This is a genomic window from Mycobacterium bulgaricum (assembly GCF_041287165.2).
Lineage (GTDB): Bacteria > Actinomycetota > Actinomycetes > Mycobacteriales > Mycobacteriaceae > Mycobacterium > Mycobacterium bulgaricum.
In genome coordinates, this window is record NZ_JBGGKV020000020.1 from 25,129 (window position 1) to 47,773 (window position 22,645).

The 22,645-nt window shown below is 68.4% G+C and carries 21 protein-coding genes; 12 read left to right on the forward strand and 9 right to left on the reverse strand.

Annotated elements, in window-relative coordinates:
* Positions 1–115 precede the first annotated feature (115 nt).
* A complete protein-coding gene (gene recA, locus ACAG24_RS28190; RefSeq protein WP_024445946.1) occupies positions 116–1,168 on the forward strand; it encodes a recombinase RecA in 1,053 nt (350 codons plus the stop codon).
* Positions 1,137–1,703, forward strand: coding sequence for a recombination regulator RecX (gene recX, locus ACAG24_RS28195; RefSeq protein WP_370476081.1), 567 nt, complete (start codon positions 1,137–1,139; stop codon positions 1,701–1,703). The genes recA and recX overlap by 32 nt, the downstream gene beginning before the upstream one ends.
* Here recX and ACAG24_RS28200 read toward each other — a convergent pair.
* The 6 genes from ACAG24_RS28200 to ACAG24_RS28225 are packed head-to-tail and all read right to left on the reverse strand — an operon-like array spanning position 1,700 to position 5,589.
* Complete coding sequence (locus tag ACAG24_RS28200; protein WP_370476051.1) at positions 1,700–1,969, reverse strand: hypothetical protein; 270 nt, start codon at positions 1,967–1,969, stop codon at positions 1,700–1,702. The genes recX and ACAG24_RS28200 overlap by 4 nt on opposite strands.
* A complete protein-coding gene (locus tag ACAG24_RS28205) occupies positions 1,966–2,391 on the reverse strand; it encodes a DUF1622 domain-containing protein (RefSeq protein WP_370476050.1) in 426 nt (141 codons plus the stop codon). Before ACAG24_RS28205 ends, ACAG24_RS28200 begins: the two co-directional genes overlap by 4 nt.
* A gap of 10 nt (positions 2,392–2,401) precedes the next feature.
* Positions 2,402–3,280: an amino acid ABC transporter permease gene (locus ACAG24_RS28210; protein ID WP_370476049.1), complete on the reverse strand. Its 879-nt coding sequence runs from the start codon at positions 3,278–3,280 to the stop codon at positions 2,402–2,404.
* Positions 3,281–3,282: 2 nt separating this feature from the next.
* The gene (locus ACAG24_RS28215; protein WP_370476048.1) at positions 3,283–3,963 is read right to left on the reverse strand and encodes an amino acid ABC transporter permease; all 681 of its coding nucleotides are present in this window, start codon (positions 3,961–3,963) and stop codon (positions 3,283–3,285) included.
* 26 nt (positions 3,964–3,989) lie between these two features.
* On the reverse strand, positions 3,990–4,826 hold the full coding sequence (locus tag ACAG24_RS28220) for a glutamate ABC transporter substrate-binding protein (protein WP_370476047.1): 837 nt from the start codon (positions 4,824–4,826) through the stop codon (positions 3,990–3,992).
* A 34-nt stretch (positions 4,827–4,860) separates the two neighbouring features.
* Positions 4,861–5,589 (reverse strand): amino acid ABC transporter ATP-binding protein, encoded by a 729-nt coding sequence (locus ACAG24_RS28225; protein WP_370476080.1) that lies wholly within the window; start codon positions 5,587–5,589, stop codon positions 4,861–4,863.
* Between the two features lie 145 nt (positions 5,590–5,734).
* Between ACAG24_RS28225 and miaB the strand changes: the two genes are divergently transcribed.
* Both miaB and ACAG24_RS28235 read left to right on the forward strand, forming a co-directional pair.
* Positions 5,735–7,330: a tRNA (N6-isopentenyl adenosine(37)-C2)-methylthiotransferase MiaB gene (miaB, locus tag ACAG24_RS28230; protein WP_370476046.1), complete on the forward strand. Its 1,596-nt coding sequence runs from the start codon at positions 5,735–5,737 to the stop codon at positions 7,328–7,330.
* Positions 7,318–7,917: an Rv2732c family membrane protein gene (locus ACAG24_RS28235; RefSeq protein WP_370476045.1), complete on the forward strand. Its 600-nt coding sequence runs from the start codon at positions 7,318–7,320 to the stop codon at positions 7,915–7,917. Before miaB ends, ACAG24_RS28235 begins: the two co-directional genes overlap by 13 nt.
* Positions 7,918–7,921: 4 nt before the next feature.
* On the opposite strand, the gene ACAG24_RS28240 is transcribed toward ACAG24_RS28235, so the two are convergent.
* Positions 7,922–9,307: a DUF349 domain-containing protein gene (locus ACAG24_RS28240; RefSeq protein WP_370476044.1), complete on the reverse strand. Its 1,386-nt coding sequence runs from the start codon at positions 9,305–9,307 to the stop codon at positions 7,922–7,924.
* A gap of 199 nt (positions 9,308–9,506) precedes the next feature.
* Between ACAG24_RS28240 and ACAG24_RS28245 the strand changes: the two genes are divergently transcribed.
* The 6 genes from ACAG24_RS28245 to ACAG24_RS28270 all read left to right on the forward strand — a co-directional run bounded on the left by ACAG24_RS28245 (position 9,507) and on the right by ACAG24_RS28270 (position 15,898).
* A complete protein-coding gene (locus tag ACAG24_RS28245) occupies positions 9,507–10,388 on the forward strand; it encodes a DMT family transporter (protein WP_370476043.1) in 882 nt (293 codons plus the stop codon).
* Between the two features lie 13 nt (positions 10,389–10,401).
* Positions 10,402–11,088, forward strand: coding sequence for a class III extradiol ring-cleavage dioxygenase family protein (locus ACAG24_RS28250; protein WP_370476042.1), 687 nt, complete (start codon positions 10,402–10,404; stop codon positions 11,086–11,088).
* Between the two features lie 5 nt (positions 11,089–11,093).
* Positions 11,094–12,008: a tRNA (adenosine(37)-N6)-dimethylallyltransferase MiaA gene (gene miaA / locus ACAG24_RS28255; protein ID WP_370476079.1), complete on the forward strand. Its 915-nt coding sequence runs from the start codon at positions 11,094–11,096 to the stop codon at positions 12,006–12,008.
* 4 nt (positions 12,009–12,012) lie between these two features.
* Positions 12,013–12,885 carry a diaminopimelate epimerase gene (dapF, locus tag ACAG24_RS28260; protein ID WP_370476041.1) on the forward strand — a complete coding sequence of 291 codons (873 nt, stop codon included), beginning with the start codon at positions 12,013–12,015 and terminating at the stop codon, positions 12,883–12,885.
* A 45-nt stretch (positions 12,886–12,930) separates the two neighbouring features.
* Entirely contained in the window at positions 12,931–14,343 is a 1,413-nt protein-coding gene (hflX, locus tag ACAG24_RS28265; protein ID WP_370476040.1) for a GTPase HflX, read from the forward strand.
* A 220-nt stretch (positions 14,344–14,563) separates the two neighbouring features.
* The gene (locus tag ACAG24_RS28270; RefSeq protein ID WP_370476039.1) at positions 14,564–15,898 is read left to right on the forward strand and encodes a DEAD/DEAH box helicase; all 1,335 of its coding nucleotides are present in this window, start codon (positions 14,564–14,566) and stop codon (positions 15,896–15,898) included.
* Here the strand turns inward: ACAG24_RS28270 and ACAG24_RS28275 are convergent.
* The gene (locus tag ACAG24_RS28275) at positions 15,871–18,159 is read right to left on the reverse strand and encodes a molybdopterin-dependent oxidoreductase (protein WP_370476038.1); all 2,289 of its coding nucleotides are present in this window, start codon (positions 18,157–18,159) and stop codon (positions 15,871–15,873) included. The genes ACAG24_RS28270 and ACAG24_RS28275 overlap by 28 nt on opposite strands.
* A gap of 95 nt (positions 18,160–18,254) precedes the next feature.
* Here ACAG24_RS28275 and ACAG24_RS28280 point away from each other — a divergent pair, with 95 nt between their 5' ends.
* Both ACAG24_RS28280 and ACAG24_RS28285 read left to right on the forward strand, forming a co-directional pair.
* On the forward strand, positions 18,255–19,424 hold the full coding sequence (locus ACAG24_RS28280; protein WP_370476037.1) for an acyl-CoA dehydrogenase family protein: 1,170 nt from the start codon (positions 18,255–18,257) through the stop codon (positions 19,422–19,424).
* A 195-nt stretch (positions 19,425–19,619) separates the two neighbouring features.
* A complete protein-coding gene (locus ACAG24_RS28285; protein WP_370476036.1) occupies positions 19,620–21,737 on the forward strand; it encodes a sunset domain-containing protein in 2,118 nt (705 codons plus the stop codon).
* 22 nt (positions 21,738–21,759) lie between these two features.
* On the opposite strand, the gene lexA is transcribed toward ACAG24_RS28285, so the two are convergent.
* Entirely contained in the window at positions 21,760–22,452 is a 693-nt protein-coding gene (lexA, locus tag ACAG24_RS28290; RefSeq protein ID WP_370476035.1) for a transcriptional repressor LexA, read from the reverse strand.
* Positions 22,453–22,645 lie beyond the last annotated feature (193 nt).

Genomic DNA, 22,645 nt, shown 5'->3' on the forward strand with positions numbered 1-22,645 from the left:
CACCTGTTCGCTAGTGTGGTGGAAGTTCGACCGCAGGACTTGTCGGTGGCCTCGCTTAACGTCACGGCCAACCGACCGAGAACCGGTCAACAACGACTACCGGAGAGGTATCACCATGGCACCGCAAGCCCCCGATCGCGAGAAGGCCCTCGAACTCGCGCTGGCACAGATCGACAAGAACTTCGGCAAGGGCTCGGTCATGCGGCTGGGCGAGGATGTGCGCCCACCGATCTCGGTCATCCCGACCGGTTCGATCGCCCTCGATGTCGCACTCGGCATCGGCGGGCTGCCCCGCGGCCGCGTCATCGAGATCTACGGTCCGGAATCCTCCGGTAAGACCACCGTCGCCCTGCACGCCGTCGCCAATGCCCAGGCCGCGGGCGGCATCGCCGCCTTCATCGACGCCGAGCACGCGCTGGACCCCGACTACGCCAAGAAGCTCGGCGTGGACACCGACGCGCTGCTGGTCTCCCAGCCCGACACCGGTGAGCAGGCGCTCGAGATCGCCGACATGCTGATTCGGTCCGGCGCGCTGGACATCCTGGTCATCGACTCTGTCGCGGCTCTGGTGCCGCGCGCCGAGATCGAGGGCGAGATGGGCGACAGCCACGTCGGCCTGCAGGCCCGCCTGATGAGCCAGGCGCTGCGGAAGATGACCGGCGCGCTGAACAACTCGGGCACCACGGCCATCTTCATCAACCAGCTCCGCGAGAAGATCGGCGTGATGTTCGGCTCTCCCGAGACCACCACGGGCGGTAAGGCGCTGAAGTTCTACGCGTCGGTCCGCATGGACGTCCGCCGCATCGAGACCCTCAAGGACGGCACCGACGCGGTCGGCAACCGCACCAGGGTCAAGGTCGTCAAGAACAAGGTGTCGCCGCCGTTCAAGCAGGCCGAGTTCGACATCCTCTACGGCAAGGGCATCAGCAGGGAGGGCTCGCTCATCGACATGGGTGTCGAGCACGGCTTCATCCGCAAGTCGGGATCCTGGTTCACCTATGACGGTGAGCAGCTGGGCCAGGGCAAGGAGAATGCGCGAAACTTCTTGCTGGAGAACGTCGATGTGGCCAACGAGATCGAGAAGAAGATCAAAGAGAAGCTCGGTATCGGGGCCCAGTTGACCGATGACGCAGCCGATGGCGCTCTTCCCGCTCCCGTCGACTTCTGATTCCGCCGGGGCCGCGGGTCACGCCGAGGATTCCGACAAGCGCGCCGAGCAGGCGCGGGCCCTGTGCCTGCGCCTGCTCACCGCGAGGGCGCGAACGAGGGCCGAGTTGGAGGCGCAGCTGGCCAAGCGGGGCTACCCCGACGATGTCAGTGCCGCGGTGCTCGACCGGCTGACGCAGGTCGGTCTCGTCGACGACGAGGACTTCGCCGAACAGTGGGTCCGGTCCAGGCGTCAGAATGCGGGAAAAGGCAAGCGCGCGTTGGCCGCCGAATTACGCAACAAGGGCGTCGACAACGAGGTGATCGACTCCGCGCTGGCCGACATCGACGCCGGTGCTGAACGCACCCGCGCCGAGCAGTTGGTTCGCGACAAGTTACGCCGGGAAAAGCTTGGTGATCCCGACGACCGGGACGCCGAGAACAAGGTGACGCGCAGGCTGGTCGGAATGCTCGCCCGGCGGGGCTATCACCAGTCGATGGCCGTGGACGTCGTCACCGCGGAACTGGCCAACGAGCGGGAACGTCGCCGGGTCTAGACGATCCGGTGCGTCCGCCACGGCGGCGCCGTCAGGTCGGCGACCAAACTGCGGGTGACTGCTTGGCGCACCAGGATCAGCACTGCCGTCACCGCGATAGCCGCCCACGAGGAATCGACGCTCAACCGCAACAGCCCGGCCGCGGTCAGCAACTCCAGCGTCACCCGCAGCGCGAGCAACGGCCGCCGGAACACCACCAGTGTCGCGATCCCCACCAGGATTCCGGCGAATGCGAAGAAGCCTGCCGCGCCGAGAAGGACGCTCACGGGGGCGTACGCGGGGGATCGGCAGGCCGCTCGTGCTGAGGCGGATTCCTGAGTTTTTCGATCTCCGCCTGCTCCTGGGCGATCTCGCGATTGAGGAAATAGTTCAGGACGGTGCGGATCGCCGCGATGGCAGCCAGCTTGCCGATCTCCTCGAAGGACGGCGAGATCGCGGTGCGCAACACGTCGGCGGCGAGCTGAAACTCCAACCCCAGCACCAGAAAGCGGGCCAACGTCAGGCGTACGGAGGAGAACCGGTTGATGTCGCGCCGTCCCAGCGCGACAACGAACTTCGCGATGGCGACGACCGCCCCGATCATGATGACGACGGCACCACAGGCCTCGATGAGGCGGACCATCAGGTCGACCATGTCGCGCAGCGTCGACTCGGGCAGGATCTGGAAAGCGTGCAGGCTCGCGGTCATCGGAATCGGGTCAGACCCCGCGGCTGCGTTCACCCTGCAGGTCGAGCGGCTCGGCCTCCATCGGGGTGGGTCCCTTGCTGGAGCGCCGCAACCGTCTCTCCAGCCGGGTGGCCAGCCAGGACAGCGTGAAGTTGAGGGCGATCATCAGCGCCGCGATCACGATCAGGGCCGGAATGTAGTTGCCATAGGCCGAACCGATCACCGTGCCCTGACGCACCATCTCGACGAAGGTGATCTGGTATCCCAGCGCGGTGTCCTTCAGCACGACAACGAGCTGGGAGATCAGCACCGGCAGCATCGAGGTGATGGCTTGGGGGAGCAGAATCGAGCGTATCGTCTGGCCCCAGGTCAGGCCGAGCGCCGACGCCGCTTCGGCCTGCCCGCGCGGCAGCGCATGGACGCCGGCGCGCACGATCTCGGCGATCACGGCGCCGTTGTACAGCGTGAGGCCGGTGATCACACCGGCAAGGGCGAGGTATTCAGACGGAAACACCTCGTAGAACGCGAAGAGGAAGTACGCGAAGATCATCATGATCAGCACCGGCACCGCGCGAAAGAACTCGACGAACACCGATGCGACCCAACGGATTCCGGCATGGGTCGACAACCGGCCGACGCCCATGACGAACCCGAGCGCCAGCGCGAGCACGATCGACACCGCGGCGGCGGTCAGCGTGCCCTCGATGCCTGGAAGGACGTAGGTGCGCCACAGGTCGGGAGTCAGGAACGGCTCCCACTTCTCGGCGGTGAGCTGACCGCGCTCGTTCAGGCGCGAGTACACCACCCAGCCGATTGCCAGTACCGCCACGATCGTGACTGCGGTGACGACGCGGTTGCGCACCCGCGCCCGGGGGCCGGGTGCGTCGAAGAGGACGGAGGAACCAGCCATCTCTAGCGCGCCACCGCCAATCGCTTGCCCAGCCACCCGAACAACAGTCCCAGCGGCAGGGTCAGGATCACGAAGCCCAGCGCGAAGATGCCACCGACCACCAGCACCGCCGCGGTGTTCTCGATCATCTCTTTCATCAGCAGCGCCGCCTCGGCAACGCCGATCGCCGAGGCGATGGTCGTGTTCTTGGTCAGCGCGATCAGCACCGAACCGAGTGGAATGATCACAGCGCGGAAAGCCTGCGGCAACAACACGATCCGCAGGTTCTGCCCGAACGTCAGGCCGAGTGACCGAGCTGCCTCGGCTTGGCCCAGCGGGATGGTGTTCACCCCTGATCGCACCGTCTCACATACGAAGGAGGCCGTGTAGACCGTCAGGCCCAACACCGCCAACCGGAAACCGCTGTCAGCGATGAACGTCGGGGACTGCCGGGTGGCGAGAGTCAGCCCCAGTGTCTGAGCCAAGCCGAACGAGCAGAACAGGATGATCAGCGTCAACGGGGTGTTGCGCACGACGTTGACGTACGCGGTGCCCAGCCAGTTGAGCATCGGCACCGGTGCCAGCCGCATCGCGGCCAGCACCGTGCCGAGGACGAGAGCACCGACCGCCGAGAGGACCGTGAGCTGGATCGTCGTCCAGAACGCGGCGAAAATCTCCGCGCGATACTCGGTGAAAACCTCCACGTGCGGCTCCGGTACCTAGCGGGCGCTCAGTTGTCGAGCGGCGGCGGCGCGGGCGCGGTGATGCCGGCAGGGCCGAGGTTCTTGTCGAACGCTTCCTTCCAGGCGCCGCTTTCTTCCATCTTCTTCAACGCGTCGTTGATCTTGGTGCGCAGCTCACCGTCGTCCTTCGTCAGGCCGATGCCGTAGCGCTCCTCGGAGAACGTGTCCCCGACGATCTTGAACGTGCCGGGGGTCTGCGCCGCGTAACCGGCGAGGATGACCTCGTCGGTCGTCACCGCATCGACCGCGCCGTTCTTCAGCGCGTCGATGCATGCGGAGTACGTGTCGTACTGCTGCAACTGCACGCCCTGGTATTCGTCCTTGATCTTCTGCGCCGGCGTCGACCCGGACACCGAGCAAAGGATCTTGTTGTTCTCCAGCGAGGCGGCCCCGGTGATGTCGGAGTTGTCCGCGCGCACCAGCAGGCTCTGCCCCGTGATCAGGTAGGGCCCGGCGAAGGCCACCTTCTCCTTACGGGCGTCGGTGATGGAGTACGTCGCCGCGATGAATTCGACCTGGCCGTTCTGGATCAGGTTCTCGCGCTGCGCCGACGGCGCTTCCTTCCATTCGATCTTGTCGGGGGCGTACCCGAGTTCGCCCGCGACATAGGTGGCGACGTCGACGTCGAAGCCGCTCATCGTGCCGTCGGGATTCTTCATCCCGAGGCCGGGCTGGTCGAATTTGGTGCCGATGACGATGGTGTCACCGCCGCCGCCACCGCCGCCTCCGCTGTCACCGCCGCCGCAGGCGGTCGCGGCGAAGGGCAGCGTAGCTGCCAGGGCGAGCGCACCGATGACGCGCTTGGAGAGGAACTTCGGGGACATGCGGGATTTCCTTTCGCCGGGGCTCGGGTAGGGGTCAGTGGTGGAGGATCTTGCCGAGGAAGTCTTTGGCGCGGTCGGTCTGGGGATTCTCGAAGAACTGCAGGGGTTCGGCGTCCTCGACGATCGCGCCGTCCGACATGAACACCACGCGGTTGGCCGCCCGCCGCGCGAACCCCATCTCATGGGTGACCACGAGCATCGTCATACCGTCGGTCGCCAGTCCCGACATGACCGCGAGCACCTCGTTGATCATCTCGGGATCGAGCGCGCTGGTCGGCTCGTCGAACAGCATGACCTTGGGGTCCATCGCCAGCGACCGCGCGATGGCGACACGCTGTTGCTGACCGCCCGAGAGCTGGGCGGGGTACTTCTCGGCCTGGTTGGCCACCCCGACGCGCTCGAGCAGTCGCATCGCGTTCTCGCGTGCCTTCTCCTTGGACGCCTTGCGCACCTTCATCGGCGCCAGCGTCACGTTCTCGAGAATTGTCTTGTGCGCGAACAGGTTGAAGGACTGGAACACCATGCCGACATCGGAACGCAGCTCGGCCAGCTTGCGTCCCTCCGCGGGCAGGACCTCACCGTCGATCGCGATGGTGCCCGAGTCGATGGTCTCCAGCCGGTTGATCGTGCGGCACAGCGTCGACTTGCCGGAACCCGAGGGGCCAAGCACGACGACGACCTGGCCCTTGCCGACTTCGAGATTGATGTCCTTGAGGACGTGGAGGGCGCCGAAGTGCTTGTTGACCCCCTTGACCGAGATCATCGGCACAGCAGGGGACTCCCCGGGGCTCTCCATGCGTGCTGACCTTACCCAGGGATCGCCGAGCTTGCCTGGAACTCCACGATCCCTGTGTCCCCGTCGTCGGCGCGATTTCGGGCCGACACCTCCTCCTCCGTAGGATGGGGCGGTGACTTCCACGGTGACGCAGCAGACGTTCGGGCTCGTGGCCGAACGTGACGTGCGCACGTTCGAGGTCCGTACCTACGGCTGCCAGATGAACGTGCACGACTCCGAGCGGCTGTCCGGCCTTCTCGAAGAGGCCGGCTACCAACGCGCCCGCGAAGGCGCCGATGCCGACATCGTGGTGTTCAACACGTGCGCGGTGCGGGAGAACGCCGACAACAAGCTGTACGGCAACCTCAGTCATCTCGCGCCGCGCAAGCAGGCCGACCCGCAGATGCAGATCGCCGTCGGCGGCTGCCTGGCCCAGAAGGACCGCGACTCGGTGCTGCGCAAGGCGCCGTGGGTCGATGTCGTCTTCGGCACCCACAACATCGGGTCGCTGCCCGCGCTGCTCGACCGCGCCCGCCACAATCGCGTCGCGCAGGTCGAAATCGCCGAAGCGCTGCAAGAATTCCCCTCCGCACTGCCGGCCAGCCGCGAATCGTCTTACGCCGCATGGGTTTCGATCTCCGTCGGCTGCAACAACACCTGCACCTTCTGCATCGTCCCGTCGCTGCGCGGCAAGGAGGTGGACCGACGACCCGGGGATATCCTGGCCGAGGTGCAATCTCTGGTCGACCAGGGTGTTCTGGAGATCACGCTGCTGGGCCAGAACGTCAACGCCTACGGAGTGTCGTTCGCGACGGACGAGCGCTTGCGCGAGGACCCGACGATGTGGTCGGAACAGCCGCGCGATCGCGGCGCGTTCGCCTCGTTGCTGCGCGCCTGCGGCCACATCGAAGGGCTGGAGCGGGTGCGGTTCACCTCACCGCATCCCGCCGAGTTCACCGACGACGTGATCGAGGCGATGGCCGAGACGCCCAACGTGTGCCCCACCCTGCACATGCCGCTGCAGTCCGGATCCGATCGCATCCTGCGCGCGATGCGACGCTCCTACCGTGCCGACCGCTATCTGGGCATCATCGAGCGCGTCCGCGCCGCGATCCCGCATGCGGCGATCACCACCGACCTGATCGTCGGATTCCCCGGTGAGACCGAAGAAGACTTCCAGGCCACCCTCGACGTCGTCGAGGCGTCCCGCTTCGCCAGCGCATTCACGTTCCAGTACTCGAAGCGGCCGGGCACCCCCGCCGCCGAGCTGGCCGACCAGATTCCCAAAGACGTTGTGTCCGAACGCTATCAGCGTCTCATCGACCTGCAGGAGCGAATCTCGCTGGAAGAGAACAGGGCTCAGATCGGCCGCAGCGTCGAATTGCTGGTCGCCACCGGAGAGGGACGCAAGGACGTGACCACCGCCAGGATGTCGGGCCGCGCCCGCGACGGCAGGCTGGTGCATTTCGCACCCGGCGACCTGCGGGTCGACATCAGACCGGGCGACGTCGTCGTCACCACCGTCACCGGTGCCGCGCCTCATCACCTCATCGCCGACGCCGCGCTCACCGGGCACCGGCGCACCCGCGCCGGCGATGCCCACGCCGCCGGGCGGAAGCCCAGGACTGGGGATGAGCGCTCGCGCGAAGACGGTGTCAGGGTCGGGCTCGGTATGCCGGGAATCGGCGTCCCCGCTCCCATCGCCGTGACGGCGGGGTGTTCCCTGTGACCGCGCAGCCCGGAAACGGCTTCGACGACTTCAAGGGCGACATCGAGGCCGCCGAACGCCGGGTCGCGCGTGAAATCGACCCGGGGCCAAGAGCTTTGGTGATCGCCATTCTGGTGTTCGTTCTGTTGGCGACGTTGTTTCTGTCTCACACCGGCGGCGCGAGGGGCCTCGACGTCCTCACCGGCACCCAGGCCGCATCCGAGAACGGCGTCACCCTTCCGCACCGCGTGTTCGCGATCATCTCCGTCGTGTTCGGGGTGGGCTTCTCGATGCTGGCGCTGCTGACCCGCCGCTGGGCGGTGGCGTGGGTGGCGCTCGCCGGGTCGACGGTGGCGTCGTTCCTCGGCGTGCTCGCCCTGTGGACCCGGCAGACCGCGCCGGATCCGTACCCGGGCCCCGGGATCGGCCTGGTCGTGGCCTGGTTCGCGGTCATCCTGCTCGCCTACAACTGGGCGCGGGTGGTCGCCGCCCGCACCGCGCTGCACCTGGCGGCAGAACAGCATCGACGCAACCAGAGCGCGGCGGGTCAGGGCAAGGGCCTGCTGGAGACGTTCACCGACGACGACCCCGACAAGCCGGCGTCGTAACCGCTCAGCGCTTCTTGGTCAGCGCGTCCGCCGCCGCGTCGGCCCATTGGCGCCACTGCTCGGCGCTGGCCCGCGCCTTCTCAGCGTCTTTGGTCTTGCCCGCGGCGGCCGCCTTCTCCGCCTGACGTTCGAACTGTTCGGCGCGCTCCCGGAACTGGTCGGCGCGGGCCTGGGCCTCCGGGTCGACGCCGCCGGTGGGGGCGTCGCGAATCTTCTTCTCCACCGCGCGCAGACGACGCTCAAGGTCGGCGGAACGCTCTCGCGGCACCTTGCCGATGGCGTCCCACTTCTCGCCGATGACGCGCAGCGCCCTCTTCGCCGCGTCGAGATCGGAGGTGTCGATCCGCTCCGCCTCGGCCAGCAGGGCCTCCTTGGCGGCGGCGTTGCCGCGGAACTCGGCGTCGCGCTCCGCGGTCGCGGCGTTCCGGGCCGAGAAGAACTTGTCCTGTGCGGCCTTGAAGCGCTGCCACAGGGCATCGTCGACGTCCTTGGACGCGCGGCCCGCGGCCTTCCACTCGGCCAGCAGGTCCCTGAACGTGCCGGAGGTGGGACCCCACTCGGTGGAGTCGGACAGCTCCTCGGCCCGTACGCACAGCGCTTCCTTGGCCTGTTTGGCGCCCGCGCGTTCGCGGTCGAGCTCGGCGAAGTGTGAACCGCGGCGGCGATTGAACGTCTCGCGGGCCGCCGAATAGCGCTTCCACAGCGCGTCGTCGACCTTGCGGTCGAGGCCCGTGATCGTCTTCCACTCGTCGAGGATCGCGCGCATGCGGTCACCCGCAGCCTTCCACTGCGTCGCGTTGGCGGCGAGGTCCTCGGCCTCGGCGGCCAGGGCCTCCTTGCGGGCGGTCTGCGCGGCGCGCAGCTCCTCGCGCCTGGCCTTCTCCTCCTGCGTGGCGGTGTCGGCGTGCTCGACGATCGCGGCCAGGCGCGCGGCCAGCGAGTCGACGTCGCCCAGCACATGAGCCTCGGGCAGCGTCTGGGCCAGCGTCGACGCCGCCGACCGGATCTTGCGGGCATCGCCGGAACCCGAGGCCAGCCTGGTCTCGAGCAGCACGACCTCGGTCTGCAGATCGTCGAAGCGGCGGCCGAAGTGGGCGTAGGCGGCCTCGGCGTCACCGGCCTGCCACGACCCGATGGTGCGCTCGCCGGAGGCGGTGATCAGCCAGACGGTGCCGTCGGGGTCGACGCGTCCGAACCGGTGCGGGTCGCTGGCGGGCACGGAGCTGACCACGGGGGTCGATGCCGGTGTGGCCGGGCGCGGGCCGGGACGGGGCACGGGACCGGGTTTGGGTTTCGGGGCAGCGGCGGACGGCGTCGGGCTGGGTGCGGGCGCGGCCTCGGGGCTCTGCTGGTCGGCTTCCTGGGATCCGCCCGGCTCGGTGATCGTCATGTCCGTTACCTCGTGTCCTCAGCGCAGGTGACCCCACGCACGTGCCGCGCAGCGCGGCGCCTGTAGCTGTCCGTCGCACACAGTCGTCCAACGGTTCGAAGCTATTGAAACAGGTTGACCGGCGCTGCGCCCACGCCTTGGGCATGGCCGATGCCTAGGCTCACTCCGAAAGCCTGGAAGGAACTCGACGGAGGTGGTCATGGCGAAAGCCGATCTCGCCGCGCTGCTCGCCCTGACCGCCGCCTTCTTCATCGCCGTCGGCGACGTCATCCATCAGCGGTCGGCGCACGAGGTGACCGACGAATCGGTGGGTCACCTGGAGCTTTTCCTGCGTCTGCTCAAGGACGGCAGGTGGTGGCTGGGCAGCGGGGTGGCCGCTGCCGGGTTCGTGTGCCAGGCCGCGGCGCTCGGCCTGGGGTCCGTTCTTCTGGTGCAGGCGCTGCTGGTGACCTCGTTGCTGTTCGCCCTGCCGATCAACGCCAGGCTCACGCACCGGCGGGTGACGCGCTGGGAGTGGCTGTGGGCGGCACTGCTGGCCGGCGCCGTCGCCGTGATCGTGACGATCGGAAACCCGACGGAGGGTCACTCGCGCGCGTCGCTGGAGACGTGGCTCGGGGTGGCCGCCGTGCTGGGACCCCTCCTGGCGCTGTGCCTGATCGGCGCGCGGATCTGGCCCGGGTCGACCAGTGCGGTGCTCATGGCGGTGGTCTCCGGCGCACTGTGGGGGCTGTTCGCCGTGCTCACCAAGGCCGTCGTACATCGCCTCGATGTCACCAGCATGGTCGGCCTCGTCGAGCTGGTGCGCACCCCCGAGCTGTATGCGTGGGCCCTGGTCGGAATCCTCGGCACGTCGACGCAGCAGGCGTCGTTCCGGGCCGGCTCGCTGACGGCGTCGCTGCCGACGATGACGGTCGCCGAGCCGATGGTGGCCTGTGCCCTGGGTGTCGTGGTGCTCGGCGAGACGCTGCGGCCCGGAGAGGCGGGCTGGATCACGCTGATCGCCGCGGTCGCCGTGATGGTGGTGGCGACGGCGGCGCTGGCGCGCGGGGAAGCGGCCGGCCGGGATCCCGCGACCGTGTGATTAGTTGGTTGTCGTGCTGAGCGCCATTGCGATCGTCCCGTCGGCGCCGGTGATGGTCCCGGAACTCGCCTCGGCGGCCGCCGCCGAAACCGAGGACATGCGGCGCGCCGCGCTGTCGGCCGCCGCGAAGTTGCCCGGCCGCTGGCTCGCGATCGGGGTCGCGCCCGCCGACGGCGTCTACGGTCCCGGAACTGTCGGCACGTTCGGTGGATACGGCGTCGACGTCCGCGTGGGTCTGTCCGCGGGCGCCGACGGCGGGCCGACGGCACTGCCGCTGTGCGCGCTGATCGCCGGCTGGCTGCGCGGCGTCGCCGGCCCGGATGCCGAGGTCGAGGTGCACGCCTTCCGGGCCGATCACGACGATGACACCGCGGTCGAGTTGGGCAGGCAACTGCGCAGCCAGATCGACTCCGCAGGTGGGGACATCGGCGTGCTCGTGATCGCCGACGGCGCCAACACGCTGACCCCACCGGCCCCCGGCGGATACGACCCGGATTCGGTGCCCGAGCAGGCCGCGCTCGACGACGCCCTCTCGGCCGGCGATGCCGCCGCGCTGGCCGCGCTGTCCGACGGTGCCGTCGGCCGCGTCGCCTACCAGGCGTTGTCCGGGTTGGTCCGGACGGCACCTCGCTCGGCGCACGAGCTGTACCGCGGCGCCCCCTACGGCGTCGGCTACTTCGTCGGCGTCTGGACGCCGTGACCGCCGTGCGACCGCTGGCCATCGTCGGCCCGACGGGCACCGGAAAGTCCGACCTCGCGTTGGAGGTGGCGGCCGCTCTGCACGGGGAGATGGCCGTCGAGGTCGTGAACGCCGACGCCATGCAGCTCTACCGCGGCATGGACATCGGTACCGCCAAACTCCCGGTGCAGGAACGCCGTGGCGTGCCGCACCACCAACTCGACGTCCTCGACGTGACCGACACCGCGACGGTCGCCCGCTACCAGGAGGCCGCGGCCCGCGACGTCGAGGCGATCGCCGCCCGGGGCGCGCTCCCGGTCATCGTCGGCGGGTCGATGCTGTACATCCAGTCGCTGCTCGACCAGTGGTCGTTCCCGGCGACCGACCCCCGGGTGCGGGCCAGGTGGGAGGAGCGCCTCGCCGAGGTGGGTGTCGCCGCGCTGCACCGCGAACTCGCGGGCGTCGACGCCGCCGCGGCCGCGTCGATCCTGCCCACCGACGGCAGGCGCATCGTCCGCGCACTCGAGGTGGTCGAGCTCACCGGGAAGCCGTTCGCGGCGTCGGCGCCGCGCATCGGCGCGCCGAGATGGAACACCGCCATTATCGGATTGGACTGGGACACAGCGGTTCTCGACGACCGACTACAGCGGCGCACGGACACGATGTTCGCCCGCGGGCTGGTCGACGAGGTCCGGACGCTGCTGGGGCGTGGCCTGCGTGACGGTGTCACCGCGGCCAGGGCGCTGGGTTACGCGCAGGTGCTCGCCGACCTCGATGCGGGAGGCGACGGCAGCGCCGCGCGCGAACCGACCTTCATCGGCACCCGCCGCTACGTGCGCAGGCAGCGGTCGTGGTTCCGCCGGGACCACCGCATCACCTGGCTCGACGGAGCCGCGGCCGGGAACGTCGACGAGGTCCTGCGCCTCTGGCGGATATCCTGACCAGGTGAAGTTCGCGAAAGGCCACGGCACGCAGAACGACTTCGTGCTGCTGCCCGACCTGGATGCCGGCCTGGCGCTGACGCCCGCCGCGATCACGGCGCTGTGCGATCGCAGGCAGGGGCTGGGCGCCGACGGGGTGCTCCGTGTGACGACCGCAGGAGCCGCCCGTGCGGCCGGCGTGTTCGAGCGGCTTCCCGAGGGGGTCGCCGAGGACGACTGGTACATGGACTACCGCAACGCCGACGGATCGATCGCTCAAATGTGTGGCAACGGAGTGCGGGTCTTCGCGCACTACCTGCGAGCCAGCGGGCTGGAGCCCCGGGCGGAGTTCGTCGTCGGGTCGTTGGCGGGTCCGCGGCCGGTGGTCCTTCACACCGTGGATGCGACGACCGCGGACGTCACCGTCGAGATGGGCAAGGCCAACCAGCTGGGCAGCGGGACCGCGACCGTCGCCGGCCGCGAGTTCACCGGGCTCGCCGTCGACGTCGGAAACCCGCATCTGGCCTGCGTCGACGCTGCGCTGACCGCAGCCGACCTCGCCGCTCTCGACGTGGCGGCGCCGGTGCGCTTCGATACCGCGCAGTTTCCCCACGGCGTCAATATCGAAGTGCTCACCGCGCCCGCCGACGGCGCGGTGTCGATGCGCGTGCACGAGCGCGGGGTGGGGGAGACCCGTTCGTGCGGGACCGGCACCGTCGCGGCGGCCGTGGCGGCGCTGGCGCACCAGGGTGCACAGACCGGTGCTTTGACCGTGCGGATCCCCGGCGGCGAGGTCGTCGTGACGATCACCGAGGCCAACAGCTATCTGCGTGGCCCCTCGGTTCTGCTCGCCCACGGTGAGCTCGCCGAGGAATGGTGGGCGGAGCAGGGGCGTTAAACGAGGTGCATGAGAAGTGACATTCGTGCGAACCTTGATTCGCCTATGACGTACCCCGAATTTCCCCAACAGACGCCCAGTGTCGGAGAGCTGGCGCTCGAAGACCGCAGTGCGCTCCGCCGCGTCGCCGGGCTGTCCACCGAGCTGGCCGACGTTTCCGAAGTCGAATACCGCCAGCTGCGCCTCGAACGCGTGGTGCTGGTCGGTGTGTGGACCGAGGGCTCCGCTTCCGACGCCGACGCCAGCCTGGCCGAATTGGCCGCCCTGGCCGAGACGGCGGGCTCCGAAGTGCTCGAGGGGCTGATCCAGCGTCGCGACAAACCGGATCCCTCCACCTACATCGGCTCCGGAAAAGCGCTCGAGCTACGCGAGATCGTCGTCGCAACCGGCGCGGACACCGTCATCTGCGACGGCGAGCTCAGCCCCGCGCAGCTCAACGCGCTGGAAAAGGTGGTCAAGGTCAAGGTCATCGACCGCACCGCGCTGATCCTCGACATCTTCGCCCAGCACGCGACCAGCCGGGAGGGCAAAGCGCAGGTGTCGCTGGCGCAGATGGAGTACATGCTGCCGCGGCTGCGTGGTTGGGGTGAGTCGATGTCTCGGCAGGCCGGTGGCCGTGCCGGCGGTGCCGGTGGCGGCGTGGGTACCCGCGGACCCGGCGAGACCAAGATCGAGACCGACCGGCGCCGCATCCGCGAGCGAATGTCGAAGCTGCGCCGCGAGATTCGCGACATGAAGCAGGTTCGCGACACGCAGCGCAGCCGCCGAGTCGCCAACGACGTGCCTGCGGTGGCGATCGTCGGCTACACCAACGCCGGCAAGTCCAGCCTGCTCAACGCGCTGACCGGCGCGGGCGTGCTCGTCGAGAACGCATTGTTCGCAACGCTGGAACCAACCACCCGCCGCGGCGAGCTCAGCGACGGACGCGAATTCGTGCTCACCGACACGGTCGGATTCGTCCGGCACCTGCCCACCCAGCTCGTCGAGGCCTTCCGTTCGACGCTGGAAGAGGTCGTCGGCGCCGAGCTGCTGCTGCACGTGGTGGACGGCTCCGACGTCAATCCGCTCGCACAGATCAACGCGGTGCGCACGGTGGTCAACGACGTCGTCGCCGAGACCGATGCGCAGGCGCCACCGGAACTGTTGGTGGTCAACAAGATTGATGCCGCTGATGGCCTCGTGCTGGCCCAGCTCCGACAGGCTCTGCCGGGCGCGGTGTTCGTGTCCGCCCGCACGGGCGAGGGGCTGGATCGATTGCAGGCGCGGCTGGCCGAGATGATTGCGCCGCGCGACACTGTGGTCGACGTCACAATTCCTTACAGCAGAGGCGATCTCGTCAATCGCGTGCACGCCGAGGGACGTGTCGATGCGATCGAGCACATCGAGTCCGGCACACGCGTCAAGGCCCGTGTGCCCCTCACCCTGGCAGGTACCCTGGCCGAGTTCGCGACGTACTGATCTGCGCGAATGCGGTGCGGCAGCCGCAGTCCGGTACAGTCGTCTCGAACGTCGGCTGCCGATGACCACCGTTGGCCATCGCGCTGCCAGCCCCTGGCAATGCCGACAACCACCGACCTATTGCGTGGCGACACGCCACAGTGTGCACACTCCGTTGGACGGTCCCCGTCGCGGCTGCCGGGCACACGCTGCCCCACAAGGCCGACACGACAGGATGATGATGACTACCCCAACTTTTGCCGATCTCGGCGTGCCCGCACCTCTGGTGAGGGCGCTGACCGAACGCGGCATTGCCGAACCGTTCCCGATCCAGGCGGCGACCCTGCCCGACTCGCTCGCAGGACGTGACGTCCTGGGACGTGGAAAGACCGGTAGCGGAAAGACTCTCGCGTTCTCACTGCCCCTGGTGGCCGCGCTGACGGGCGGACGCCGGCAAGCATCCCGGCCGACGGGCCTGGTGTTGGCGCCGACCCGCGAGCTCGCAACCCAGATCACCGCGACGCTGGAACCCCTTGCGGCAGCGGCCGGTCTGCGCGTCACGACGATCTACGGAGGCGTCTCGCAGAGCCGCCAGGTCACCGCGCTGCGCGGCGGCGTCGACATCGTCGTCGCCTGCCCCGGACGTCTTGAGGACCTGATGCGGCAGAAGCTCGTCAGCCTCGACAGCGTCACGGTCACCGTGCTCGACGAGGCCGACCACATGGCCGACCTCGGCTTCCTGCCAGGCGTCACCCGCATCCTCGCGGCGACGCCCGGGGGAGGGCAGCGCCTGCTCTTCTCCGCGACGCTCGACAACGGCGTCGACAAGCTGGTGCAGCGCTTCCTGCGCAATCCCGTGCTGCACTCGGTCGACGAAGCCGCCGAGGCGCCCGCGCAGATGACCCACCACGTGTTCCATGTCGGCGGTGTCAACGAGAAGAAGGCTCTGGTGCACCGGCTGGCATCGGGCACCGGCAGGCGGATCCTGTTCATGCGCACCAAGCATCAGGCGCGCAAGCTGGCCAAGCAGCTCACCGAATCGGGTGTGCCGTCGGTGGACCTGCACGGCAACCTTTCTCAGCCTGCGCGTGAGCGCAATCTCGCCGCGTTCGCCAGCGGTGAGGCACGTGTGCTGGTGGCCACCGACATCGCGGCGCGCGGCGTGCACGTCGACAGCGTCGAGCTCGTGGTGCACGTCGACCCGCCCATGGAACACAAGGCGTACCTGCACCGGTCCGGCCGCACCGCGCGTGCGGGCAGCGACGGCGATGTCGTCACCGTCGTGCTGCCCGAACAGCGCCGCGACACCCAGCAGTTGTTGCGCAAGGCCGGAATCAGCGTGCGTCCGAGCGACGTTCACGCCGACTCGGCGGAAGTGCACGCCCTCGTGGGCGAGATCGCACCGCTGCGCGCTCCCGCGCCCAAGGCCGCCGCGACACCTCCCGCCAAGAAGCCCGACCATCACCGCGGGGGCCGGAACGAGCAGCGCCGTGGCGGCCCGTCGGGCAACGCGCGCGGCCCGCGCCGGCGCAGGCCCCGCCAGGGCGCTCAGCGCGGCGCGAACACCGGAGGCTGATGCGCGCGCACGGGAGGCAGTGCGCCCGTGTACTTCTCGATCTGAACCAGGACGTGCGCGCCGGTGCACCCGCGCGCCAGCGATGACGTTCCGACGTCGTCGGTGAGCACGTTGGGATTCCCGTGCACGCACATCGAATCCAGATCGTCAGCATCCGCGGGGTCGAACCATGCTCCGGTCGACAGCTGCACCACCCGAGGGCGGACCCCGTCGTCGAGGACGACGCCGGCCAGGCATGCGCCCCGGTCGTTGAACACCCGTACCACGTCGCCGGCGGTCACGCCGCGGTCTTGCGCGTCGGCCGGATTCATCCGGATCGGTTCACGCCCAGCCACTTTCGACGCCTGGCTCGCCGCACCGCCGTCGAGCTGGCCGTGCAACCTGCTCGCAGGCTGGTTGGCCAGCAGGTGCAGGGGAAATTCGGACGCCCTCGGCCCACCGAGCCATTCGTCGGGTTCGAACCACGTCGGATGCCCTGCACAGTCGTCGTACCCGAAGCCGTCGATGTCGGCCGAGAAGATCTCGATCAGGCCACTCGGTGTCGCGAGGCGGTGCGCCGACGGGTCGGCACGGAAATCTGCGAGCAGCGTCAGCCCTTCGTCGGTGGGCAGCCGCAGCCGGCCGGCCCTCCAGAACTCATCGAAGGGCGGCACCTCGAACTGCAGTGTGGCCGACCACTTGTCGTAGAGATGTTCCAGCCATTGCCACGACGAACGCCCCTCGGTGAACGATTCCTCGACGCCCAGTCGGGCGGCCAGGGCGGAGAACGTGTCGTAGTCGTCGCGTGACTGACCATGAGGTCGGACCAGCCGCGGCATCGCCATCAGCACGGGGTCGTTGCGGGACCCCGAGTAGTCGTTGCGCTCGGCGAATGTCGTCGACGGGACGACGATGTCGGCGTGTTTGGCCATCGGCGTCCAGTACGGGTCGTGGACCACGATGGTGTCGGGCCTGCCCAGCGCGCGCCGCAGGCGGGGAAGGTTCTGGTGATGGTGGAAAGGGTTGCCGCCGGCCCAGTAGACGAGCCGGATGTCGGGGTAGGTGAGCCGAAGTCCGTTGTAGTCGAAGGGTTCTCCCGGTTGCAGCAGCATGTCGCTCACGGCGGCGACGGGGATGAACGTCGGCACCGGGTTCAACCCCTGCGGCAGCCGGGGCAGGCCGCAGCGCAGCGGCGCGAGGCCGGGTTCGTTCATCGATCCGTAGCCGTGACCGAAACCTCCTCCGGGCAGCCCGATCTGGCCCAGCATCGCCGCCAGCGTCAGGCCCATCCAGGGAGCCTGCTCGCCGTGGCGGGTGCGTTGCAGCGACCAACTGACGGTGACGATCGTGCGCTGCGAGGCCATCCGTCGCGCGAGTGAGGTGAGGTCCTCGGCGTCGAGCCCGCAGATGTCCGCCGCCCACTGCGGGGATTTCGGTGTGCCGTCGTCGGTTCCGAGCAGATACCGCTCGAACCGGTCGTATCCGGTGCAATAGGTGCCGAGGAAATCGCGATCGGCCAGTGATTCGGTGGCCAGCACGTGTGCCAAAGCCAGCATGATCGCGACGTCGGTACCCGGCACAGGGGCGAACCAGTCGTATGGGCCGTCGACGTCATCGCGCAGTGGCGAGAACGACACGATCCGGCCGCCTTTGCCGCGGAAGCGGTTCAGGGCGGCCCGGGCCGGGTGTGCGGTGGTCCCGCCGTGATTGACGCCGGTGTTCTTCAGCGCGAGTCCGCCGAAACACACCATCAGATCGGTGTTTTCGACGATGACGTCCCACTGGGTGGACCGCTTGAACAGGTCGTCGTGCGTGCCCACCACGCGCGGCATGATGACCCCGGTCGCTCCGAGGCTGTAGGAGTGCCGCGAGTAGGTGAAGCCGCCGAGGCAGTTCAGGAATCGGTGTACCTGGCTTTGGGCGTGGTGGAACCGTCCCGCGCTGGACCAGCCGTACGAGCCGCCGTAGATCGCCTCGTTGCCGTGGGTGTCGACCACCCTGCCCAGCTCGCGGGCCAGCAGTTCGGTGAGCTCGTCCCATGAGACGGCGACGAACTCGTCGGCGCCGCGGCGAGTGGTCGGCCCCGGCCCGTGTTCGAGCCAGCCGCGGCGCACGGCCGGCGTCGTCACGCGGGAGATGTGCCGGACCGAACCCGGCAGATTGCCCAACGCCACGGCGGGATCGGCGTCCCCGTCCAGTGGTGCGACCGACGCGATGTCACCCGCGTCCACGACTGCGGAGAAGGCGCCCCAGTGCGTCAGGCTGGTCTGAGCTGGCGGCACCGGCCAAGTCTAGAGCGCCGCACGCCCCGACCAACCATCCGGTTGGATGGGGTACGTTGGCGGTAACTGCCGTACCACCGACGAGGACGTTTCCCATGGCCGACGCCAAGCCAGTCATCGCCTACCAGCGCACGCTGTTCGAGCCGGAACACGAGATGTTCCGCGAATCCTTCCGCACGTTCCTCGACCGGCACGTCGCGCCGCACCACGACCAGTGGGAGAAGGACAAGCTCGTCGACCGCGGCGTGTGGCAGGAGGCGGGCAAGCAGGGCTTCCTCGGTATGGCCGTGCCCGAGGAGTATGGCGGTGGCGGTGTGGACGACTTCCGCTACAACACGATCATCACCGAGGAGATCATCGCCAAGCGCTACAGCGGCCTCGGGTTCAGCCTGCACAACGACGTCGTCGCCCCGTATCTGCTCCGCCTCGCCACCGAGGAGCAGAAGCAGCGCTGGCTGCCGAAGTTCTGCAGTGGCGAATTCATCTCCGCGATCGCGATGACCGAGCCCGGCACCGGCAGCGACCTCCAGGGCATCAAGGCGCGAGCGGTCAAGGAGGGCGATCACTACATCCTCAACGGCGCCAAAACGTTCATCACCAACGGAATTCACTCCGACCTCGTGATCGTCGTCGCGCAGACCGACCCCGAGAAGGGCGCACTCGGCTTCTCGCTTCTCGTCGTCGAGCGCGGCATGGAGGGCTTCGAGCGCGGCCGCAAGCTCGACAAGATCGGTCTCGATGCTCAGGACACCGCGGAGTTGTCGTTCACGGATGTGAAGGTGCCCGCCGAGAACCTGCTCGGCGAAGAGGGCCAGGGCTTCATCTATCTGATGCAGAACCTGCCGCAGGAACGCATCAGCATCGCGATCATGGCCGCCGCGGCGATGGAATCCGTGCTGGACGTGACACTGCAGTACACCAAGGAGCGCAAGGCTTTCGGCAAGCCGATCGGCAGCCAGCAGAACAGCCGGTTCCTGCTGGCCGAACTGTCGACCGAGGCCACCGTGGTGCGGATGATGGTCGACGAGTTCATCAAGCTGCACCTCGAGGAGAAGCTGACCGTCGAGCAGGCCGCGATGGCCAAGTGGTACTCCACCGAGAAGCAGGTACACCTGATCGACCGGTGCCTGCAGCTGCACGGCGGATACGGCTACATGAGGGAATACGACGTCGCGAGGGCCTACCTCGACGCCCGCGTGCAGACCATCTACGGCGGCACCACCGAGATCATGAAAGAGATCATCGGACGCAGCCTCGGGGTCTGACCGGGCGTCACCAGGGCGTCATCAGGGCGGCTGAGCAGGTCTGCGGCAGGCACATTCTTGCGTCGAATTCGGCGAGGTGACTTGGTTATCGACGGCCACTGAAGCACAGTGAACGGACGCGGTAACTTTCTCAGGCTGCTGCAAGCCCCCTTGCGACGGCCACGAGGACCCTGTCACCGACCGCGGGGAGGAAGAATGAGCCGGCAGCCGATGCTGCGCCTACGTGTGGTCGGTCGTCTCACGATCGGGCTGTTGGGAGTCGCCACGGCTCTCCTGGTGGCCCCGCACGCCGCGGCGCAGCCCGAGGTCGACGCCAACAACGCCATCACCGCTGCCTTCGACGCCAGCGGTGGGGACGCGGGTCCGCTCGGTCCCCGCACGGGAGACGTGTATCCGGTCGGGGCGGGGTTCGCGCAGAACTTCGCCGCGGGGAAGATGTTCTTCACCCCGCAGACCGGCGCCCACTTCATGCAGGGCGCGATCCTGGAGAAATACGAGTCGGCGGGCGGTCCTGCCGAAGGGGATCTGGGTTTCCCCACCATCGACGAAGGCCCCGGCCGTGCACCGGAAAGCCGCAACACCACGTTCAGCGCGCCGGACAACCCGGTCATCTTCTGGACCCCGGCGACCGGAGCCCGCATCGTCCGCGGTCCGATCAACGCGGCATGGGACCGGCTGGGCGGTTCCTCGGGGCGCCTCGGAGTTCCGTCCGACGACGAGACCTACAGCGGCTCGGTGGTGACGCAGAAGTTCACCGGCGGTGAGCTGTCCTACGATTCGCGCGCCAAGACGTTCACCACGGTGCCGCCCGAACTTGCCGGCGAACTCGGCGATCTGACGATCCCGGACGACCCGATCGCGTCGATCAACGCCGCCCGGCGGGCCGCCGGTGGTGCGCTGGGACCGCTCGGGGCCCCCGAAGGCGAGCCGTACGAGATCGGCGATGCCGGGATGGCCCAAGACTTCGTCAACGGCACCATCTTCTACAGCCCCGACACGGGCGCCAACGTGGTGACCGGGCAGGTGCTGGCCAAGTACGAGAGCGTCGGAGGACCGGAGGGCGACCTCGGATTTCCGATCTCGGGCGAACAGGACGGCGGCCTGGCCCCGTCGAGCCGGATGAGCGCATTCGCGGCCGAGGACAAGCCGGTCATCTTCTGGACCCCCGATCACGGCGCGTTCATCGTCCGCGGCGCGATGAATGCGGCATGGGAGAAACTGGGCGGCGCGACCGGCGATCTCGGCGCGCCGGTGGCGGATCAGAGCCAGGACGGCAACGTCATCACCCAACGCTTCAATGGCGGCTCCGTCTCCTGGGATTCGGCGACACAGAAATTCACGACGGAGCCGGCCGGTCTGGCCCCGCGCCTTGTCGGCCTCGACGTGCCCGGTGCCGATGCACCGCAGGCGCCGCCGACGTCGACCCAGGCGTCGGAGAACTCGGAGGACTCCGGGCTGAAGTGGAACTGGTGGTGGCTGCTGGCACTCGTCCCGATTCTGCTCGTCCTCGGGCTCGTGGCGTTCGCGGTGATGCGTAGCCGTGGCAGGGACGGCGACGACGATCCGTTCGGGCTGCAGGGCCCGGTCGGTGGCCACGACTACGAACCCGCCATGGTGGGCGGGGGTGAGCATCAGCCCGCCGACGACGGCAGGGAGGACGCTCTGTTCGGCGACCGCTACGCGCGGGAGGGGCTGGGGTCGTTGGCTTCTGCCACACCGACACCGCCCCCCGCCACGGAGGAATTCCGGCCGGAGCCGCTCAGCTTCTGGGGTGCGCCGGTGCCCCAGAGCACCGAGTCCGACGAGAGTGGTCCGGTCGATGCGGAACAGGACGATCCGGATGCCGTCGACACCGCGCCGACGCGACTTCCCATCGTCACCGAGGCCTCGCAGGCCGACGAGTCCCACGCGGTCGCGGACGACCCAGACGCTCTCACCGACGACCCCACCGACGGCGCCACCGACGGCGACGACCCGGACTTGGAAGCGGCCGCCGAGGAATTTGACGCGGAGGACTTCGCTGCCGACCGGGAGCCGATCGTTGCTCCTATGGCGGCGCCCGTCCGGGATCCGCTGACAGACACGGGGCGTCACGCCCGCATCGACATCGACGAGCCCATGCCGCTGGGGACCGCCCTGCACATGCCGTTCGACGATCCGCACGAGATCCCTTCGGGTTACCCCATCAAGGCCGACACCAAGTCCGGTCTGTATTGGGCGCCCGACAGCGCCGATTACCACGAGGCGCCAGTCGAAATCTGGTTCGCCAGTGAGGAAATCGCGCGGACGAACGGCTTCGTGCGCGGGGAGTGAGGCCCGCGCGGCCCGAATTCGCTCAGATCTTGCGGATGACGGTCACGACCTTGCCGAGGACCGCGGCGTCGTTGCCCGGGATCGGATCGAACGCCGGGTTGTGGGGCATCAGCCAGACCTGACCTTTGGTGCGCTTGAACGTCTTCACGGTGGCTTCGCCGTCGATCATCGCAGCGACGATGTCGCCGTTGTCCGCGACGCTCTGCTGCCGGACCACCACCCAGTCGCCGTCGCAGATCGCCGCGTCGACCATGGACTCGCCGACGACCTTGAGGAGGAACAGCGAGCCCTCGCCGACGAGCTCGCGAGGCAGCGGGAACACGTCCTCGACCGCCTCCTCGGCGAGAATGGGGCCACCGGCGGCGATCCGGCCCAGAACGGGCACGAAGGTGGGCTCGGGCAGTGAATCCGACCCGGCGACCTCGGTCGTCACGATTGACGTCACGTTGTCCTCGGCGCCGCGAACATCCACGGCCCGAGGGCGGTTGGGATCGCGACGTAGGTAGCCCTTGCGTTCGAGGGTGCGGAGCTGATGGGCGACCGATGAGGTGGACGTCAACCCCACCGCGTCACCGATCTCTCTGATGCTCGGGGGGTATCCGCGCGTGGTCACGGACGCCCGGATGACCTCAAGGATGGTGCGCTGACGTTCGGTCAGCCCGGAATCCCGGCCGCGGGCTGCGCCGGCGCTGCTGTCACTGCTGTCGTCGCTCATGTGCCCGAATGTAGCCGTGCCCGAGCCAATAATCAAACATGTGTTCGACGCGTGTCGCGGTGGCGCTCGGGGCTGAGGTGAGCCGCCGGTGCGACATCACGCGGTCTGTCGGACTTGATGCTCCTATCTCTGTCAAGGGGTTAAGCAGCGCCGATGTGTTGGATGTTGAGCCAGTGGCGGTAGTTGGCGGCCA

Coding starts and splice junctions, on each gene's coding strand:
- recX (WP_370476081.1), top strand. CDS start 1,137: ATGGCGCTCTTCCCGCTCCCGTCGACTTCTGATTCCGCCGGGGCCGCG.
- hflX (WP_370476040.1), top strand. CDS start 12,931: ATGACGTACCCCGAATTTCCCCAACAGACGCCCAGTGTCGGAGAGCTG.
- ACAG24_RS28210 (WP_370476049.1), bottom strand. CDS start 3,280: ATGGCTGGTTCCTCCGTCCTCTTCGACGCACCCGGCCCCCGGGCGCGG.
- ACAG24_RS28270 (WP_370476039.1), top strand. CDS start 14,564: ATGACTACCCCAACTTTTGCCGATCTCGGCGTGCCCGCACCTCTGGTG.
- recA (WP_024445946.1), top strand. CDS start 116: ATGGCACCGCAAGCCCCCGATCGCGAGAAGGCCCTCGAACTCGCGCTG.
- ACAG24_RS28220 (WP_370476047.1), bottom strand. CDS start 4,826: ATGTCCCCGAAGTTCCTCTCCAAGCGCGTCATCGGTGCGCTCGCCCTG.
- ACAG24_RS28205 (WP_370476050.1), bottom strand. CDS start 2,391: ATGACCGCGAGCCTGCACGCTTTCCAGATCCTGCCCGAGTCGACGCTG.
- ACAG24_RS28240 (WP_370476044.1), bottom strand. CDS start 9,307: ATGACGATCACCGAGCCGGGCGGATCCCAGGAAGCCGACCAGCAGAGC.
- ACAG24_RS28225 (WP_370476080.1), bottom strand. CDS start 5,589: ATGATCTCGGTCAAGGGGGTCAACAAGCACTTCGGCGCCCTCCACGTC.
- lexA (WP_370476035.1), bottom strand. CDS start 22,452: ATGAGCGACGACAGCAGTGACAGCAGCGCCGGCGCAGCCCGCGGCCGG.
- ACAG24_RS28285 (WP_370476036.1), top strand. CDS start 19,620: ATGAGCCGGCAGCCGATGCTGCGCCTACGTGTGGTCGGTCGTCTCACG.
- ACAG24_RS28245 (WP_370476043.1), top strand. CDS start 9,507: ATGGCGAAAGCCGATCTCGCCGCGCTGCTCGCCCTGACCGCCGCCTTC.
- ACAG24_RS28280 (WP_370476037.1), top strand. CDS start 18,255: ATGGCCGACGCCAAGCCAGTCATCGCCTACCAGCGCACGCTGTTCGAG.